The organism is Klenkia sp. PcliD-1-E (assembly GCF_024124375.1).
Classification (GTDB): domain Bacteria; phylum Actinomycetota; class Actinomycetes; order Mycobacteriales; family Geodermatophilaceae; genus Klenkia.
Map to the genome: position 1 here is coordinate 1 of NZ_JAMXRZ010000103.1, position 14,547 is coordinate 14,547.

At 75.5% G+C, this 14,547-nt stretch carries 19 protein-coding genes and 1 riboswitch; of the genes, 11 read left to right on the forward strand and 8 right to left on the reverse strand.

Annotated elements, in window-relative coordinates; genetic code table 11:
* Nucleotides 1-305 precede the first annotated feature (305 nt).
* The 4 genes from NH342_RS17590 to NH342_RS17605 all read left to right on the forward strand — a co-directional run bounded on the left by NH342_RS17590 (nt 306) and on the right by NH342_RS17605 (nt 4,355).
* Nucleotides 306-1,739 carry a PLP-dependent aminotransferase family protein gene (locus tag NH342_RS17590; protein ID WP_253016707.1) on the forward strand — a complete coding sequence of 478 codons (1,434 nt, stop codon included), beginning with the start codon at nt 306-308 and terminating at the stop codon, nt 1,737-1,739.
* A 74-nt stretch (nt 1,740-1,813) separates the two neighbouring features.
* Nucleotides 1,814-2,458, forward strand: coding sequence for a 1-acyl-sn-glycerol-3-phosphate acyltransferase (locus NH342_RS17595; RefSeq protein WP_253016709.1), 645 nt, complete (start codon nt 1,814-1,816; stop codon nt 2,456-2,458).
* Nucleotides 2,455-3,951: a cobyric acid synthase gene (locus NH342_RS17600; protein ID WP_253016711.1), complete on the forward strand. Its 1,497-nt coding sequence runs from the start codon at nt 2,455-2,457 to the stop codon at nt 3,949-3,951. Before NH342_RS17595 ends, NH342_RS17600 begins: the two co-directional genes overlap by 4 nt.
* Nucleotides 3,948-4,355: a DUF1810 domain-containing protein gene (locus tag NH342_RS17605; RefSeq protein WP_253016713.1), complete on the forward strand. Its 408-nt coding sequence runs from the start codon at nt 3,948-3,950 to the stop codon at nt 4,353-4,355. Before NH342_RS17600 ends, NH342_RS17605 begins: the two co-directional genes overlap by 4 nt.
* Here the strand turns inward: NH342_RS17605 and NH342_RS17610 are convergent.
* Nucleotides 4,352-4,747, reverse strand: a complete 396-nt coding sequence (locus NH342_RS17610; protein ID WP_253016715.1) for a DUF1801 domain-containing protein — start codon at nt 4,745-4,747, stop codon at nt 4,352-4,354. The two genes, NH342_RS17605 and NH342_RS17610, sit on opposite strands and share 4 nt — an antisense overlap.
* 97 nt (nt 4,748-4,844) lie before the next feature.
* Nucleotides 4,845-5,228 carry a thioesterase family protein gene (locus NH342_RS17615; RefSeq protein ID WP_253016717.1) on the reverse strand — a complete coding sequence of 128 codons (384 nt, stop codon included), beginning with the start codon at nt 5,226-5,228 and terminating at the stop codon, nt 4,845-4,847.
* Between the two features lie 29 nt (nt 5,229-5,257).
* Between NH342_RS17615 and NH342_RS17620 the strand changes: the two genes are divergently transcribed.
* Nucleotides 5,258-5,848, forward strand: coding sequence for an MSMEG_1061 family FMN-dependent PPOX-type flavoprotein (locus NH342_RS17620; RefSeq protein ID WP_253016719.1), 591 nt, complete (start codon nt 5,258-5,260; stop codon nt 5,846-5,848).
* Here NH342_RS17620 and NH342_RS17625 read toward each other — a convergent pair.
* A complete protein-coding gene (locus NH342_RS17625) occupies nt 5,845-6,357 on the reverse strand; it encodes a class I SAM-dependent methyltransferase (protein ID WP_253016721.1) in 513 nt (170 codons plus the stop codon). The genes NH342_RS17620 and NH342_RS17625 overlap by 4 nt on opposite strands.
* A 66-nt stretch (nt 6,358-6,423) precedes the next feature.
* Between NH342_RS17625 and NH342_RS17630 the strand changes: the two genes are divergently transcribed.
* Nucleotides 6,424-6,849 (forward strand): VOC family protein, encoded by a 426-nt coding sequence (locus tag NH342_RS17630; protein WP_253016724.1) that lies wholly within the window; start codon nt 6,424-6,426, stop codon nt 6,847-6,849.
* On the opposite strand, the gene NH342_RS17635 is transcribed toward NH342_RS17630, so the two are convergent.
* Nucleotides 6,842-7,063, reverse strand: coding sequence for a hypothetical protein (locus tag NH342_RS17635; RefSeq protein WP_253016726.1), 222 nt, complete (start codon nt 7,061-7,063; stop codon nt 6,842-6,844). The genes NH342_RS17630 and NH342_RS17635 overlap by 8 nt on opposite strands.
* A gap of 172 nt (nt 7,064-7,235) precedes the next feature.
* Here NH342_RS17635 and NH342_RS17640 point away from each other — a divergent pair, with 172 nt between their 5' ends.
* Entirely contained in the window at nt 7,236-7,793 is a 558-nt protein-coding gene (locus NH342_RS17640) for a type II toxin-antitoxin system PemK/MazF family toxin (RefSeq protein WP_253016728.1), read from the forward strand.
* Here the strand turns inward: NH342_RS17640 and NH342_RS17645 are convergent, their stop codons facing one another.
* From NH342_RS17645 to NH342_RS17660, 4 genes are read right to left on the reverse strand one after another with little or no spacing between them, the layout of a single operon-like run.
* Complete coding sequence (locus NH342_RS17645; protein WP_253016730.1) at nt 7,794-8,837, reverse strand: AbrB family transcriptional regulator; 1,044 nt, start codon at nt 8,835-8,837, stop codon at nt 7,794-7,796.
* Nucleotides 8,838-8,889: 52 nt separating this feature from the next.
* Nucleotides 8,890-9,183, reverse strand: coding sequence for a transcriptional regulator (locus NH342_RS17650; protein WP_253016732.1), 294 nt, complete (start codon nt 9,181-9,183; stop codon nt 8,890-8,892).
* Nucleotides 9,180-9,605: a DUF1097 family protein gene (locus NH342_RS17655; protein ID WP_253016734.1), complete on the reverse strand. Its 426-nt coding sequence runs from the start codon at nt 9,603-9,605 to the stop codon at nt 9,180-9,182. The genes NH342_RS17650 and NH342_RS17655 overlap by 4 nt, the downstream gene beginning before the upstream one ends.
* Nucleotides 9,602-10,054, reverse strand: a complete 453-nt coding sequence (locus NH342_RS17660; protein WP_253016736.1) for a hypothetical protein — start codon at nt 10,052-10,054, stop codon at nt 9,602-9,604. Before NH342_RS17660 ends, NH342_RS17655 begins: the two co-directional genes overlap by 4 nt.
* Nucleotides 10,055-10,091: 37 nt before the next feature.
* Nucleotides 10,092-10,221: riboswitch (cobalamin riboswitch) on the forward strand.
* A gap of 34 nt (nt 10,222-10,255) precedes the next feature.
* On the opposite strand from NH342_RS17660, the gene NH342_RS17665 reads away from it, so the two are divergent.
* The 4 genes from NH342_RS17665 to NH342_RS17680 all read left to right on the forward strand — a co-directional run.
* Nucleotides 10,256-12,301: a putative cobaltochelatase gene (locus NH342_RS17665; RefSeq protein ID WP_253016738.1), complete on the forward strand. Its 2,046-nt coding sequence runs from the start codon at nt 10,256-10,258 to the stop codon at nt 12,299-12,301.
* Complete coding sequence (gene cobO, locus NH342_RS17670) at nt 12,301-12,915, forward strand: cob(I)yrinic acid a,c-diamide adenosyltransferase (RefSeq protein WP_253016740.1); 615 nt, start codon at nt 12,301-12,303, stop codon at nt 12,913-12,915. The genes NH342_RS17665 and cobO overlap by 1 nt, the downstream gene beginning before the upstream one ends.
* Nucleotides 12,912-14,285: a cobyrinate a,c-diamide synthase gene (locus NH342_RS17675; protein WP_253016741.1), complete on the forward strand. Its 1,374-nt coding sequence runs from the start codon at nt 12,912-12,914 to the stop codon at nt 14,283-14,285. Before cobO ends, NH342_RS17675 begins: the two co-directional genes overlap by 4 nt.
* On the forward strand, nt 14,282-14,547 hold a 266-nt coding region (locus NH342_RS17680; RefSeq protein WP_253016743.1), incomplete at its 3' end, for a cobalamin biosynthesis protein. The genes NH342_RS17675 and NH342_RS17680, both read left to right, overlap by 4 nt.

Sequence of the window (14,547 nt, forward strand, 5' to 3'; positions counted from 1 at the left end):
TGCGGCTGTCCCGGGCGGTGTGGCTGGCCGCCGCCGCCCTCGCCGTCGCGGCCCGCCTCGTGCGCCCCACCCGGCGCCCGACCCGGCGTTCCGCCCGGCATTGATCGCACCCCCGGGGCCACGACGCGGGCGCCGGGTGGCTGCGCGGTGGGTCGGCCGGGCCGCGACCACCCCGCACGGTGACCACCAGGGTCGCGACGACCAGGGCTGCGGCCAGCAGGACGAGGACTCCACCGGGGACCATGGCACCACCGTGGCAGCGGGTGGTCTGGTGCATATGGGTCCACTCGGGCATGGTGGACCGCATGCCACTGCTGACCGACCAGTCCACCAGGGCGCACGAGCTGGCCGCGCTGCTCGGTGGCCTCGAGCAGCAGCCCGGTCCGCGGTACGGGGCGCTGGCGACGCGGGTGCAGGAGCTGCTGGGCACCGGCGCGCTGCCGGTCGGTACCCGGCTGCCGGCCGAGCGCGAACTGGCCGAGGCCCTCGGCGTCAGCCGGGTGACCGTCGCCAGCGCCTACCGCACGCTGCGCGAGGAGGGCTACGCCCGCACCCGGCACGGCTTGGGCACCGTCACCGAGCTGCCGCGGGGGCCGGTGCTCGAGTGGCCCCTGCCGCAGGACGAGGACGGCGTGGTCAACCTCGCGCACGCAGCCACCCCGGCCTCGCCCCACCTGCTGCCCGCCTACACCCGCGCCCTCGAGCTGCTGCCCGGCGCACTGGCCGGCTCCGGCTACCACCTCGATGGCCTGCCCGCTCTGCGCCAAGCGGTCGCCGACCGGTTCACCGCGCGCGGCCTGCCCACCGACCCCGACCAGGTGGTGATCACCGGCGGGGTGATGGACGCCGTCGGCCTGGTCACCTCGGTGCTGCTCTCACCCGGCGACCGCGTGCTGCTGGAGCACCCCACCTACCCGGGCACCGTCCAGCTGGTCACCGACCTGGGGGCGGTACCGGTGCCGGTGCCGGTCGACCCCACCGACCCCGACGCCCTGGTGCAGACCGCGCACACCGCAGCCCGGCAGAGCGCGCCCCGACTCGCCTACCTGATGCCCGACCACTCCAACCCCAGCGGCGCGACGCTGTCGGCGGCCGGGCGCCGTCGGCTGGCCGCGACGCTCTGGCAGCAGGGCACCGTCACCCTGGTCGACGAGGTGACCAGCGGCCTGCACCTGGACGACGACGGCCCCGCGCCGCCGTTCGCCGCCGGGGTGCCCGACGCGGCCACCGTGACCGTGGGCGGGTTGTCCAAGTCCGTGTGGGGCGGGCTGCGGGTGGGCTGGCTGCGCACCGACGCCGCCCTCGCCGCCCGGCTGGCCGACACCTACAGCCACCGCCAGCCTGCCGTCGGGGTGCTCGACCAGCTCGCCGCCGCCTTCCTGGTCGCCGACCTCGACCGGGTGCTGGCCGACCGTCGGGCCGAGCTGCGGGCCGGCCGGGACGTGCTCACCGCGGCGCTCGCCGAACTGCTGCCCGACTGGTCGCCCTACCCGTCCACGGGAGGGTTGTCGCTGTGGTGCCGCTTGCCGGCGGGGCTGAGCTCGGCAGCGGTGGCCCGGGCGGCGATGGTCGAGGGCGTGCGGGTGGCCGAGGGCCGGGCCTTCGGGACGGGCGCGGCGTTCGACGACCACCTCCGATTGCCCTTCACCCGGCCGGCGGCCGAGGTCCGCGCCGCGCTGGCCGTGCTGGCCCGGGTGGCGGGCCGGGGCGGATCGGCGTCCCCGGTGCGCGCCGTGTGAGCCCCCCGGCGGGGAGCGGCGCCCGCGCCGGGGGATGATGCCCCGGTCGTGCAGTCCCGAGGGAGGAGGGCAGGTTGTTCTACGTCCTCGCCAGGTTCGTGCTGCGGCCGCTGTTCGTGCTGGCCTGCCGGCCGACCGTGATCGGCAAGGAGCGGGTGCCGCGCACCGGGCCGGTGCTGCTGGCCAGCAACCACCTGTCCTTCATCGACTCCATCGCCATCCCGCTGATGGCGCCCCGGAAGGTCGGCTACCTGGCGAAGTCGGAGTACTTCACCGGCACCGGGCTGAAGGGGTGGGCGACGAAGACGCTGTTCACCGCGCTGGGCGCCCGGCCGGTCGAGCGCGAGGCGCAGCGCGCCGCGCAGGCCGCGCTGGACACCGTGCTGTCCGCGCTCGACGCGGGCGAGGCGTTCGGCATCTACCCCGAGGGCACCCGCTCCCGCGACGGCAAGCTGGCCCGCGGCAAGACCGGGGTGGCCTGGTTGGCGCTCACCGCCGACTGCCCCGTCGTCCCGGTCGCCGTGCACGGCACCGACCGGGTGCAGCCGGTCGGCGCGCCCTACCCCCGCCCGGCCAAGGTGACCATCACCTTCGGCGAGCCGCTGACCTTCCCCGAGCACCGCGGCCAGGCCCGCAAGGGCCAGGCCCGCCGCGAGGTCACCGACGCGATCATGACCGCCATCCACGGGCTCAGCGGTCAGGAGAAGTCCGGCTGGTGAGCGCGCTGCTGGTCGCCGGCACGACGTCGGACGCCGGCAAGTCCGTCGTCACCGCCGGGATCTGCCGGTGGCTGGCCCGCCAGGGCGTGTCGGTCGCGCCGTTCAAGGCGCAGAACATGAGCAACAACTCCTGGGTCACCGCCGACGGCGCCGAGATCGGCCGCGCGCAGGTGTTCCAGGCCGCGGCCGCCCGGGTCGAGCCCGAGGCGGCGATGAACCCGGTGCTGCTCAAGCCCGGCGGTGAGCGGTCCAGCCAGGTCGTCGTGCTGGGCAGGGCGGTCACCGACGTGACGGCGATGAGCTACCGCGGGCTGAAGGCGCAGCTGTTCGAGCAGGTGCTGGCCAGCCTGGCCGACCTGCGCAGCCGGTTCGACGTGGTGGTCTGCGAGGGCGCGGGCTCGCCCACCGAGATCAACCTGCGCGACACCGACATCGCCAACATGGGCCTGGCGACGGCGGCGCAGCTGCCGGTCGTGGTGGTCGGCGACATCGACCGCGGCGGGGTGTTCCCCGCCCTCTACGGCACGGTCGCGCTGATGCCGCCGGCCGACCAGGCGCTGGTCGCAGGCTTCCTGGTCAACAAGTTCCGCGGCGACCCCCGGCTGCTGGCCCCCGGCCTGGACCAGCTCCGCGACCTGACCGGCCGGCCCACCCTCGGCGTCCTCCCATGGGTGCCCGGCCTCTGGCTGGACGTCGAGGACTCCCTCGACCTGGACGGCGACCGCGGCCAGGCGCTGCCCCCGGTCGGCGCGGACGTGCTGCGGGTGTCGGTGGTCCGGCTGCCGCGGTTGTCGAACGTCACCGACCTGGACGCGCTGGCCGCCGAGCCCGGCGTCCTGGTGCGGTACGCGACCAGCCCGGCCGAGCTGGCCGACGCAGACCTGGTGGTGCTGCCCGGCACCCGGGCGACCGTGGCCGACCTGGCCTGGCTGCGGGAGCAGGCCCTGGACGCCGCGCTGGCCCGGCGGGCCGCCGAGGGCCGCCCGGTGCTGGGCATCTGCGGCGGTCACCAGATGCTGGCCCGCACCATCACCGACGACGTCGAGTCCGGCGCCGGCGCCGTCGCGGGACTCGGGCTGCTGCCCACCGACGTCGTCTTCGGCGCCGAGAAGGTGCTGGCCCGGCCGACCGGTGCCTGGCGGGGCCACCCGGTGCACGGGTACGAGATCCACCACGGCGTGGTCACCCCCGACGGCGGCGAGCCCTTCCTGGACGGCGTGCGGGTGGGCGCGGTCAGCGGGACGACGTGGCACGGGGCGATGGAGAACGACGGCTTCCGGCGGGCGTTCCTCGCCGACGTCGCGGCCACCACCGGACGGCGGTTCACCGTCGCGCCCGACACCGTCTTCGCCGCGGTGCGGGAGCGCCGGCTCGACACCCTGGGCGACCTGGTGGCCGACCACGCCGACACCGACGCCCTGTGGCGGTTGCTGGAGCAGGGCGCGCCGCCCGGGTTGCCGCTGCTGCCCCCGGGTGCAGGCTGGGGGGCGTGACGCTGCAGCGGTTCGTCGATGCGCAGGACCCGGTGTGGGACGACGTCCTGGCGGAGCTGCGCGCCGGGCGCAAGCGCACGCACTGGATGTGGTTCGTCTTCCCCCAGCTGGCGGGACTGGGCCGATCGGCCACGGCGCAGCACTACGCGATCGCCGACCTGGCCGAGGCGCAGGCATACCTCGCCCACCCCGTGCTCGGTGCGCGGCTGCGGCAGGCCTGCGACCTGCTGCTCGAGCACGGCGACCGGACGGCGCACGAGGTGTTCGGCTCCCCCGACGACCTGAAGCTGCGCTCGTCGATGACGCTGTTCGCCGCCGCCGACCCGGTGGAGCCGCGGTTCCCCGCCGTCCTCACCCAGTGGTACGACGGGCCGGACGACGCCACGGTCCGGCTGCTGGGTTAGGACCGCTTCCTTCTCGCGGCGCGCTCGGCGACGGCGGCCCGGTTGCGCTCGATGGCCGCCCGGACCAGGTCCTGGAACGCGGCTGCGTCGATCGTGTCGCCCTCGACGAGCTCGTAGGAGCGGCGCTGGTTGCCGCCGAGCTCGCCGTTGAACAGCCCGGTCGGGTCGGGCAGCGAGGCACCGTGCAGGAACCCGAGCTTGACCTTGGCCTTGAAGATGTCGCCTACGACCAGGATGCCGTCGAGCTCCCACACCGGGGAGCCCATCCACTTCCAGGTCTCCTCGATCGCCGGGTCGACAGCCAGGATCAGCCGGCGCGCCTCGGCCAGGGTCTCGCCGCGCCAGTCGGGGTGCTTCGCGACCAGGGCGTCGATCTCGGCTGCGGGTTCCACGAACTTCTCCTGACCGCCGGGGTGGGAGGTGATTCTGCACGGTCGGGGGTCGTCACGACGACCTCCCACCGTCGGCCGTCACCCCCCACCCCGGCGGTCAGGAAACGGCGGCGCGCACCTCGTCCGGCCAGGGCACGGCCACGCCGTCCCGGGTGGCCACGTAGGTCGACCGGACGGTGCAGCACAGCCGGTCACCGACCCGGACCTCGAAGACCAACGTCAGGCTGGTGCGGCCGATCCCCTCCAGCTCGCAGACCACGTCGACGACGTCACCCCAGACCGCGGACGACGACCACTCCAGGCTCGACGCCTTCACCAAGGGCTGCACGCCGCACACGCCGTCGGGGTCCCACCGCAACCCGACCGAGGGCCACCACGCGTTGGAGGCCTCGTCGGCCCACACCAGGTAGTGGGCGTTGAACACCACGCGCTGGTCGTCGCACTCGCTGTACCGGACCGGCGCGCTCCACCTCACTGACACAGCCGCCCACCGTAGGGGAGGCTGCAGGCATGGACGGCGCCCTGGACCACTACCGCGGACCCAACGCACGGGCGGTCGACAAGGTCATCGACCACGTCGACCACCACTGCGCGGCCTTCATCGGCCTCTCGCCGTTCGCCGTCCTGTCGACCGCGGACGCCCAGGGCTCGCCGGACGTCTCGCCCCGCGGCGGGGTCCCCGGGTTCGTCCGGGTGCTGGACGAGCACACGCTGGTGCTGCCCGACCGCGAGGGCAACTACCGGCTGGACAGCCTGCACAACCTGCAGGTCAACGCGCAGGCGGCGCTGATGTTCGTCGTGCCGGGCATCGAGGAGACCCTGCGCGTCTACGGCCGCTGCCGGCTGGTCCCCACCGACGAGGTCGACCTCGACCTGGTCGAGTACGGCAAGCGACCGCTGTCGGTGCTGCTCATGGACGTGGAGCGGGCCTACTTCCACTGCGCCAAGGCGATCATGCGGTCCAAGCTGTGGGACCCCGGCGTGCAGGTGCACCGCTCGGCCTTCCCGCCGATGGGCCAGGTGTGGCGCGAGCACACCGCCGCGGACTCCCCCGCCCAGCCCGACCACGAGATGCGCGCCGAGCTGGGCCGGGAGCTCTAGGAGTCCGTGCGCCGCTCGTAGACCCCGACGACCTCGCCGCGGAAGTGGTCGGTGATGCCGGGGAAGGCGGCCATGACCTTGTCGTGGTCCCAGTCGTCGACCACGTGGACCTCGTGGTGGTTGTGCTCCAGCTCGCCCTGCGGGTAGTGCACGATCGGGATCGACATGTAGACAGCGCGGGAAGCGGCCTCGCCAGCCCGTCGCCACAGGTCCTGCGCCTCCTCGACCGTCATGTGCTCGGCCACGTCCCCGAGGACGACGACGTCGGCGGCGGGCAGCTCGGTCGTGCGGGCGTCACCCAGGACCACCTCGTCGTAGAGGTCGCGCAGCCCGTAGGTCTCCACGTAGGGCTCGAACACCTCCAGCGCGGTCATCCGCGCCGGGCGGTCACCGGCCAGCAGCTTGGCGTAGGTGCCGGCGCCGGCCCCCACGTCCAGCACCGACCCCGGCGCGAGGTCGACGATCTTCTTGCGGGTCCAGTCCTTGCCCTCGGGCGAGCTGATCGGCACCGCCGGAATCTACTGGCGGGCCGCCGCCGGCGCAGAACCGTCGTACCCCGGGCCTAGCGTGCCGCCATGGCGCACACCTTCCAGGTCACCTTCGACTGCACCGACCCGCACCCCCTCGCCGACTGGTGGGCCGACGCACTGGGCTGGCAGCGCGAGCCCAGCGACGAGGCGTTCATCCGGCGGATGGTCGCCGAGGGCCACGCCGCCGAGTCCGACACGACGACCCACCGCGGCGAGCTGGTCTGGGCCGAGGGCGCGGCGGTCGTGCACCCCGAGGGCACGATGCCGCGGCTGCTCTTCCAACGCGTCCCGGAGGTCAAGACGGTGAAGAACCGCGTGCACCTGGACCTGCGGGTCGCTCCTGCCGACGTCGAGGCCGAGGTGGCCAGGCTGGTCGCGGCCGGGGCCACCGAGCTGCACCGGGCCAGCCAGGGGCCGCACCGGTGGGTGACGCTGGCCGACCCCGAGGGCAACGAGCTCTGCGTCAGCTGACCGGGTCGTCCCGGTCGAACTCGCGGGCCACCAGTCGGGCGGCCACGGCCTGCTCGGCACGGGCGCGGGCCCGCTGCCGCTTGCGCACGTGCTCGGGGGCGCGGTCGCGCGCGTCCTCCACGAGCTGGTAGGAGGCCAGGGCGCTGGCGCGGACCCGGGAGGTCCCGAACAGGCCGCTGGTGGTCGCCGGACGGACGGGCTCCGCGCTGGTCATGTGGCACCTCCCCGTGCGGGCGCTCCGCGCGCCCCGGCCCATTCCATGACCAGCGCGGCCGGACATCAACCGTGCAGTTCCCCACCTTCGTCCCACCGGGTGACAGCCGCAACGCCGGTCACGGACGAGGCGGCGTGTCGGGGCGGCGCGCCGGAGGCTCTACGGTGGCCCCGTGGCGAGCGGCTGGAAGTCCGTGCTGTCCCAGGTGGTGTCGACCGTGGTGCGGGAGGCCGGCCGGGCGGCGTCCAGGCCCACCCGCCGGCCCTCCCCCGCTGCACCCCGGCGCGCACCGCTGCCCCCGCCGGGGGCTCCCGCGCGGCGGTCCGCGGCCGGCGACTTCACCGGCCGGGGCGAGATCTCCTACGCACCGCGCGAGGACGGCCGGCCCGACCCCGGGGAGGTCGTCTGGGCGTGGGTGCCCTTCGAGGAGGGCGACGGCCGCGGCAAGGACCGCCCGGTGTTGGTGGTCGGCCGGCACGGCGAGGACCTGCTGGGCCTGATGCTCACCAGCAAGGACCACGACCGGGACGCCGCGGACGAGGCCCGGCACGGGCGGGTGTGGGTGGACATCGGCAGCGGCGACTGGGACCGGCAGGGCCGCCCGAGCGAGGTCCGGGTGGACCGGGTGCTGCTCATGGGCACCGACGACGTCCGGCGGGAGGGCGCGGTGCTCGACCGCCGCCGCTTCGACCGCGTGGCCGCCGAGGCCCGGCGGGTCCTCGGCTGGTGATCAGCCGGCGCGGCGCAGCCAGCGGGACAGCAACGGGGCGGTGAGCAGCATGACGAACAGCCGCAGCACCTGGACGGCGAGCACCACCGTGGCGTCGGCACCGCCGCCGGTGGCGGTGGCCAGCACCGCGTAGAGGCCGCCCGGCGTGGTGGCGAGGTAGGCGGTCAGCGGGCTGACGTCGGCGGTGGCCGCGAGCAGCAGGCCCAGCCCCGCCGACGCCACGACCAGCGCCACGACCAGCAGCAGGGCCAGCGGCAGCGCCCGGCCGACCACCCGCAGGCTGTCCCGGGTGAAGGACAGGCCCACCTGCAGGCCGATGACCCCGAACGCCACGGCCTCCAGCAGGGCCGGCACCGCCGCGTCGCGGGAGAGCCCGGTCAGGTCCAGCGTCGCGGCGACGAGCATCGGGCCCAGCAGCGCCGCGACCGGCAGCCGCACGAGGCGGGCCAGCGGGTAGCCCACGGCGGCGCTGACCACGGTGAACAGCAGCCCCGCCCACACGCCGGGCCCGGCGTCGGAGGGCACCGGACCCGATCCGGAGGCGCCGAAGGCGACCGCGGCGACCACCGGCATCGTGACGACGATCAGCAGCACCCGCAGGTACTGCAGGACGGCCACCATCCGCGCGTCCGCGCCGAGCTCCCGGGCCATGACGGTGATGCCCGACGCGCCGCCGGCGATCATCGCGAACGCCCCGGTCACCCGGCTGACCCCCGGCTGCAGGGCCATCAGCCGACCGGCCAGCACGCTCAGCAGCAGCGTCCCGATGGTCACCGCGACCACCGGCAGCCAGTCCGCAGCGATGGTCTCCAGGGTCGACAGCGACACCAGCGCGCCGATGGACACCCCGACGACGGCCTGCGCGGCGGTCATGCCCTGCTTGGGCTGCACCAGCGGGCGGGCGACCAGCAGCGCCCGCCCCAGGCCCGCGACCAGCCCGGCGAACAGCGTCGCCGACGGGACCGAGAGCAGCTCGAGGCCGACCGACAGGACGACGGCGACCGCCAGCACGGCCGACCAGTCCAGGAGCGCGCGCCGGTTCATCGGCCCTCACTCTGCTCCTGGGGCGCAGGTCACGCCGCAGGCATCGGTGGCCTCAGACCCCCGCGATCCGGCGCAGCTCGGCGACGTGGGCGGTGAACGCCGTCCGGCCGGCCGGGGTGAGCGCCAGCGACGTGCGCTGCCGGGACGCCACGGTGGCCTTGCTGACCCGCACGTAGCCGGCGTCCTCGAGCTGCTTCACGTGCTTGGACAGCACCGAGTCGCTCACCCCGACGGCGTCGCGGACGGCGGCGAAGTCCATCGTGTCGACCGCGGCCAGCAGCCCGCAGACCTGCAGCCGGGGCGGGGCGTGCACCACCTGGTCGAACCGGGGCCCGACGGCGGTCACAGACCCTCCCGCAGCTCCCGCTGCCAGGCCCGGGTCCACCGGTCGCACAGCACGGCGACGGCCACCCCGAGCACGGCCCCGGCCACCAGGTAGGCCCACGGCCGGTCGACCGCGTAGGCCGGCACCAGGACGACCAGCACCACGGCCGCCCAGCCGAGGAAGACCTTCGGCGGGGTGTGGCTCCAGACGCCCGTGCGGCGCTGGTAGGTGCGCACCAGGAGGGCCAGGCCGACGGCGAACGCCGCGAGCGCGACGCCGCTGACCCACGGGGAGTCGACGGCGTTCGAGGCGATGAAGCAGAACAGCAGCAGCCCGAGCGCGGGGCCGAACCAGCGGGGCGGGGCGACCCGGTCGGCCAGCGCCGCCCGGTCGGCCGACAGCGCGGCGAGGTCGGCGGCGGCGCGCTCGCGGTCGGCGGTCACCGCCCGCTCCGCAGGTCGCGCTGGTAGGCCGTCGTCCAGCGGTTGCTGAGCACCGCGGCACCGGTGCCGAGCAGGACGCCGGCCACGACCATCGCGTACCGGACGTCGAGGAGCAGCTCGGCGACCATGCCCACCACCAGCACGACGGCGCAGGCCAGCGCCCATGCCCGCACCAGCGGCCTGGTCGACGGGGTGCCGTGGAAGCCGCTCACCCAGAGCCCGGTGTGCCGGCGGTAGGCGGACACCAGCAGGCCGACGCCGATCGCGAAGACCGGCACCGCGGCGAGGGTCACCCAGGGGAAGGCGACGGAGTAGCTGGCGACGAACCCGCCGGTCAGCACGCCCAGCGCGGGGTCGTACCAGCCCGGCTGGCGGACGCGGTCGGCCAGCGCGGCACGGTCGGTGTCCAGCGCGGCCAGCGAGGCCGCGACGTCGTCTCGACTTTCCATGTCGGAAAGTCTCTCGTACGACTTTCCGGATCGTCAAGTCATGGGCGTGGTGTGATGGGCACCGAACTGCGACGGCAGTGCAGGAAGCCGGTGGGACTCCGGCGCGGTCCCGCCACTGTCAGCCCCCCGGGGTGAGCCAGGAACTGCCGCCGTCGCCACCTGCCACCTCCGGGCGCGGACACCCGGGGAGAGGAACCCCCTGTGGTCTACCCCTTCAGCGCCGTGGTCGGCATGGACGACATGCGCCTGGCCCTGCTGCTCAACGCCGTCTCCCCCGCCGTCGGCGGCGTGCTGGTGCGCGGGGAGAAGGGGACGGCGAAGTCGACCGCGGTGCGTGCGCTGGCCGCCGTCCTGCCCGCGGTGGACGTCGTCCCCGGCTGCCGGTTCGGCTGCGACCCGGCCGCCCCCGACCCGGCCTGCCCCGACGGCCCGCACCCGGCCGACGGCCCCACCGCGCAGCGCCCGGCCCGGCTGGTCGAGCTGCCGGTCGGCGCCTCGGAGGACCGGTTGGTCGGCTCGCTGGACATCGAGCGGGCGCTGACCGAGGGCGTGAAGAGCTTCGAGCCGGGACTGCTGGCCGCGGCGCACCGCGGCGTGCTCTACGTCGACGAGGTCAACCTGCTGCACGACCACCTCGTCGACCTGCTGCTGGACGCCGCGGCGCTGGGCCGGGCCTACGTCGAGCGCGAGGGCGTCTCGGTGCAGCACGCCGCCCGGTTCCTGCTGGTCGGCACGATGAACCCCGAGGAGGGTGAGCTGCGGCCGCAGCTGCTGGACCGCTTCGGCCTGACCGTCGAGGTCGCGGCCCCGCGGGACGCCGGGCTGCGCGCCGAGGTGGTCCGCCGCCGGTTCGCCGCCGACGCCGACCCGGCGGCCTTCGAGGCCCGCTGGGCGGACGACGAACGCGCGCTCGCCGACCGGATCGCCGCCGCCCGCGCCCTGCTGCCCGGCGTGGTGCTCGGCGACGCCGCGCTGGCCCAGGTCACCGCCGTGTGCGCCGCGTTCGGCGTCGACGGGCTGCGCGCCGACATCGTCACCGCCCGCGCCGCGATCGCGCACGCCGCGTGGTCCGGCCGCACCGAGGTGACCGAGGACGACGTCCGGGTGGCCGCCCGGCTGGCGCTCCCCCACCGCCGGCGGCGCAACCCCTTCGACGCCCCCGGCCTGGACGAGCAGACCCTCGAGCAGGCCCTGGACGACGCCCGCCCCGACCCCGACGACGACCCCACCCCGCCCGAGGGCCGCGGCACCGAGGACGGCGACCCCACGTCCGGCGGCGCCGACACCCCCTCCACCGACGACGGCGAGGAATCCCCGCCACCACGGTCGGGGCCCGGGAGTGGTGCAGGGGATCCCGTGCCTCCGCAGGACCAGGCGGACGGCGCCGAGCGGCCCCCCGCCGACGACGAGGCCACCGGCGTCGCCCCCGAGCGCGCCGCCGTCGCCCCCGATGCAGCCTTCCGCACCCGCCGGCTGGAGGTCCCCGGCATCGGCGCCGGGGTGGCCGGCCGGCGCTCGAAGGCGCGCAGCGAGCGCGGCCGGGTGGTCGGCTCCCGCCGTCCCGACGGCACGGTGACCCGGCTGCACCTGGTCGACACGGTCGTGGCGGCCGCGCCGCACCAGAGGGAGCGCGGCCGCACCGGCCCGGGGCTGCGGCTGGAGCGCGGTGACCTGCGGCAGACCGAGCTCGAGGGCCGCGAGGGCAACCTGGTGCTCTTCGTCCTCGACGCGTCGGGCTCGATGGGCTCCCGGACCCGGGTCGCCGCCGTCAAGGGCGCCGTCCTGTCGTTGCTCACCGACGCCTACCAGCGGCGGGACAAGGTGGGCCTGGTGACCTTCCGCGGTGCGGACGCCGAGCTCGCGCTGCCGCCGACCTGGTCGGTGGAGGCCGCCGCGGCCCGGTTGACCGACCTGCCCACCGGGGGCCGTTCTCCGGTCGCCGCCGGGCTGCTGCGCGCCCACGAGGTGCTGCGGGTGGAGCGGGTGCGCGACCCGCGCCGCCGTCCGCTCCTGGTCGTGGTGACCGACGGTCGGGCGACAGGTGCGCGCGGTGAGGACCACCTCGGCCGAGCGCACCGCGCGGCTGGACTGCTGCAGGCCGCGGGCACGGCGTCGGTGGTCGTGGACTGCGAGTCCGGGTTCGTGAAGCTCGGCCTCGCGCACACCCTCGGGCTGCACCTGGGCGGGCAGGTGCTGCGCCTGGAGGAGCTGGGCCAGCTGGTCCAGGACGTGAAGAAGGCCGCCTGATGCCGCAGGGACAGGTCACCGCGGTGCCGGTCGACGGGATGACCACCAAGCAGCGCCGCAACCGGCCGCTGCTGGCGGTCCACACGGGTGAGATGAAGGGCAAGTCCACCGCCGCGTTCGGGATGGCGCTGCGCGCGTGGAACCAGGGCTGGTCGATCGCGGTCTACCAGTTCGTCAAGAGCGCGAAGTGGAAGGTCGGCGAGGAGGACGCGCTGACCGCCCTGGGCCGGGTGCACACCGAGACCGGGCAGGGCGGGCCGGTCGTCTGGCACAAGATGGGCTCGGGCTGGTCGTGGTCGCGCAAGCAGGGCGACGAGACCGACCACGCCGCCGACGCCGCCGAGGGCTGGGCGCAGATCAAGCGCGACCTCGCCGCGCAGGCGCACCGCTTCTACGTGCTCGACGAGTTCACCTACCCGATGAGGTGGGGCTGGGTGGACGTCGAGGACGTGGTGGAGACGATGCGCGCCCGGCCGGGCAACCAGCACGTGGTGATCACCGGGCGCGACGCCCATCCGGCACTCGTCGAGGCCGCGGACCTGGTCGTGGAGATGACCAAGGTCAAGCACCCGATGGACGCCGGCCAGAAGGGCCAGCGGGGCATCGAGTGGTGACCGCGATCCCGCGCGTCGTGCTGGCCGCGCCGTCGTCGTCGGCCGGCAAGACGTCCATCGCCACCGGGCTGATCGCCGCGCTCACCGACCGCGGTCTCGCGGTCTCCCCGCACAAGGTGGGCCCGGACTACATCGACCCCGGCTACCACTCCCTCGCTGCCGGCCGGCCGGGGCGCAACCTGGACAACTGGTTGGTGGGCCCCGAGCGGATCGCCCCGCTGTTCCTGCACGGCGCCCGGGGTGCCGACGTCGCGATCGTCGAGGGCGTGATGGGCCTGTTCGACGGCGCCAGCCACCCCTCCGTCGAGCCCGGCTACGGGTCCACCGCGCACGTGGCCACCCAGCTCCGCGCGCCCGTCGTCCTCGTCGTCGACGCCTCCGCGCAGGCCCGCAGCGTGGCCGCCGTCGTGCACGGGTTCGCCACCTTCGACCCGACCGTGCGCCTGGGCGGGGTCATCCTCAACCGGGTCGGGTCCGACCGGCACGAGGCGATCCTGCGCGAGGCACTCGGCTCGGCCGGGGTGCCGGTGCTGGGCGCGGTCCGCCGGGTCGCCGACCTGGAGACGCCGTCCCGCCACCTGGGCCTGGTGCCCGCGGCCGAGCGGTCGGCCGAGGCGGTGCGCACCGTGCGCGCACTGGGCGCCGTCGTCGGCTCCTCGGTGGACCTGGACGCCGTCCTGCGGCTGGCCCGCACCGCCCCCGACCTCGACGCCGCCCCCTGGGACCCGGCCGCCGAGGTCGAGCGGGTCGGGGGCCGGCCGGTGGTCGCCGTCGCCGGGGGGCCGGCGTTCACCTTCGGCTACGCCGAGACCGCCGAGCTGCTGGCCGCCGCGGGCGCCGAGGTCGTGACCGTGGACCCGTTGCGGGACTCCGCGCTGCCCCCGGGCACCGCCGGCCTGGTGGTCGGCGGCGGGTTCCCCGAGGTGCACGCGTCGGCGCTGGCGGCCAACGTCGGGCTGCGGACGGCGATCGCGGAGCTCGCGGCGTCGGGAGCGCCGGTCGCGGCCGAGTGCGCCGGGCTGCTGTACCTCGCCGGGTCCCTGGACGGCGAGCCGATGTGCGGGGTGCTCGACGCGGAGGCGGCCATGCACTCGCGGCTGACCCTGGGCTACCGCGCCGCGGTGGCGATGACCAACAGCGTGCTGGCACCGGCGGGTACCCGGGTGCGCGGGCACGAGTTCCACCGCACCCGCACCTCCCCCGGCGCCGGGCCGACGCCGGCGTGGCAGTGGAGCGCCGACGGGCCGGAGGGGTTCGTGCAGGGCGGGGTGCACGCCTCGTACCTGCACCTGAACTGGGCCGGGTCGCCGCAGATGGCCACGCGCTTCGTCGCCGCCGCGGCCGCCGTCCGGGTGGGGGTGCCCGCGTGACCGCCCTGGACCGGCATGGATCAGGGGAGCTGATCGAACTCCGTCCTGGTTCACCAGATCCGGCGCAGGAGGACGGACTTCGATCAACCTCCCTGATCAACGCCGAGGTGGTGGTCGAGGTGGGGGTGGGGGTGGGGGCGCGGCCCGGGGTGACCGCCGACGACGTGCTGGCCGCGGTCGACGCCGTGCTGCCGGCCGGCGCCCGGGTGCTCGGGCTGGCCACCGTGGACCGGCGCGCCGCCGAACCCGGGGTGCGCGGGGC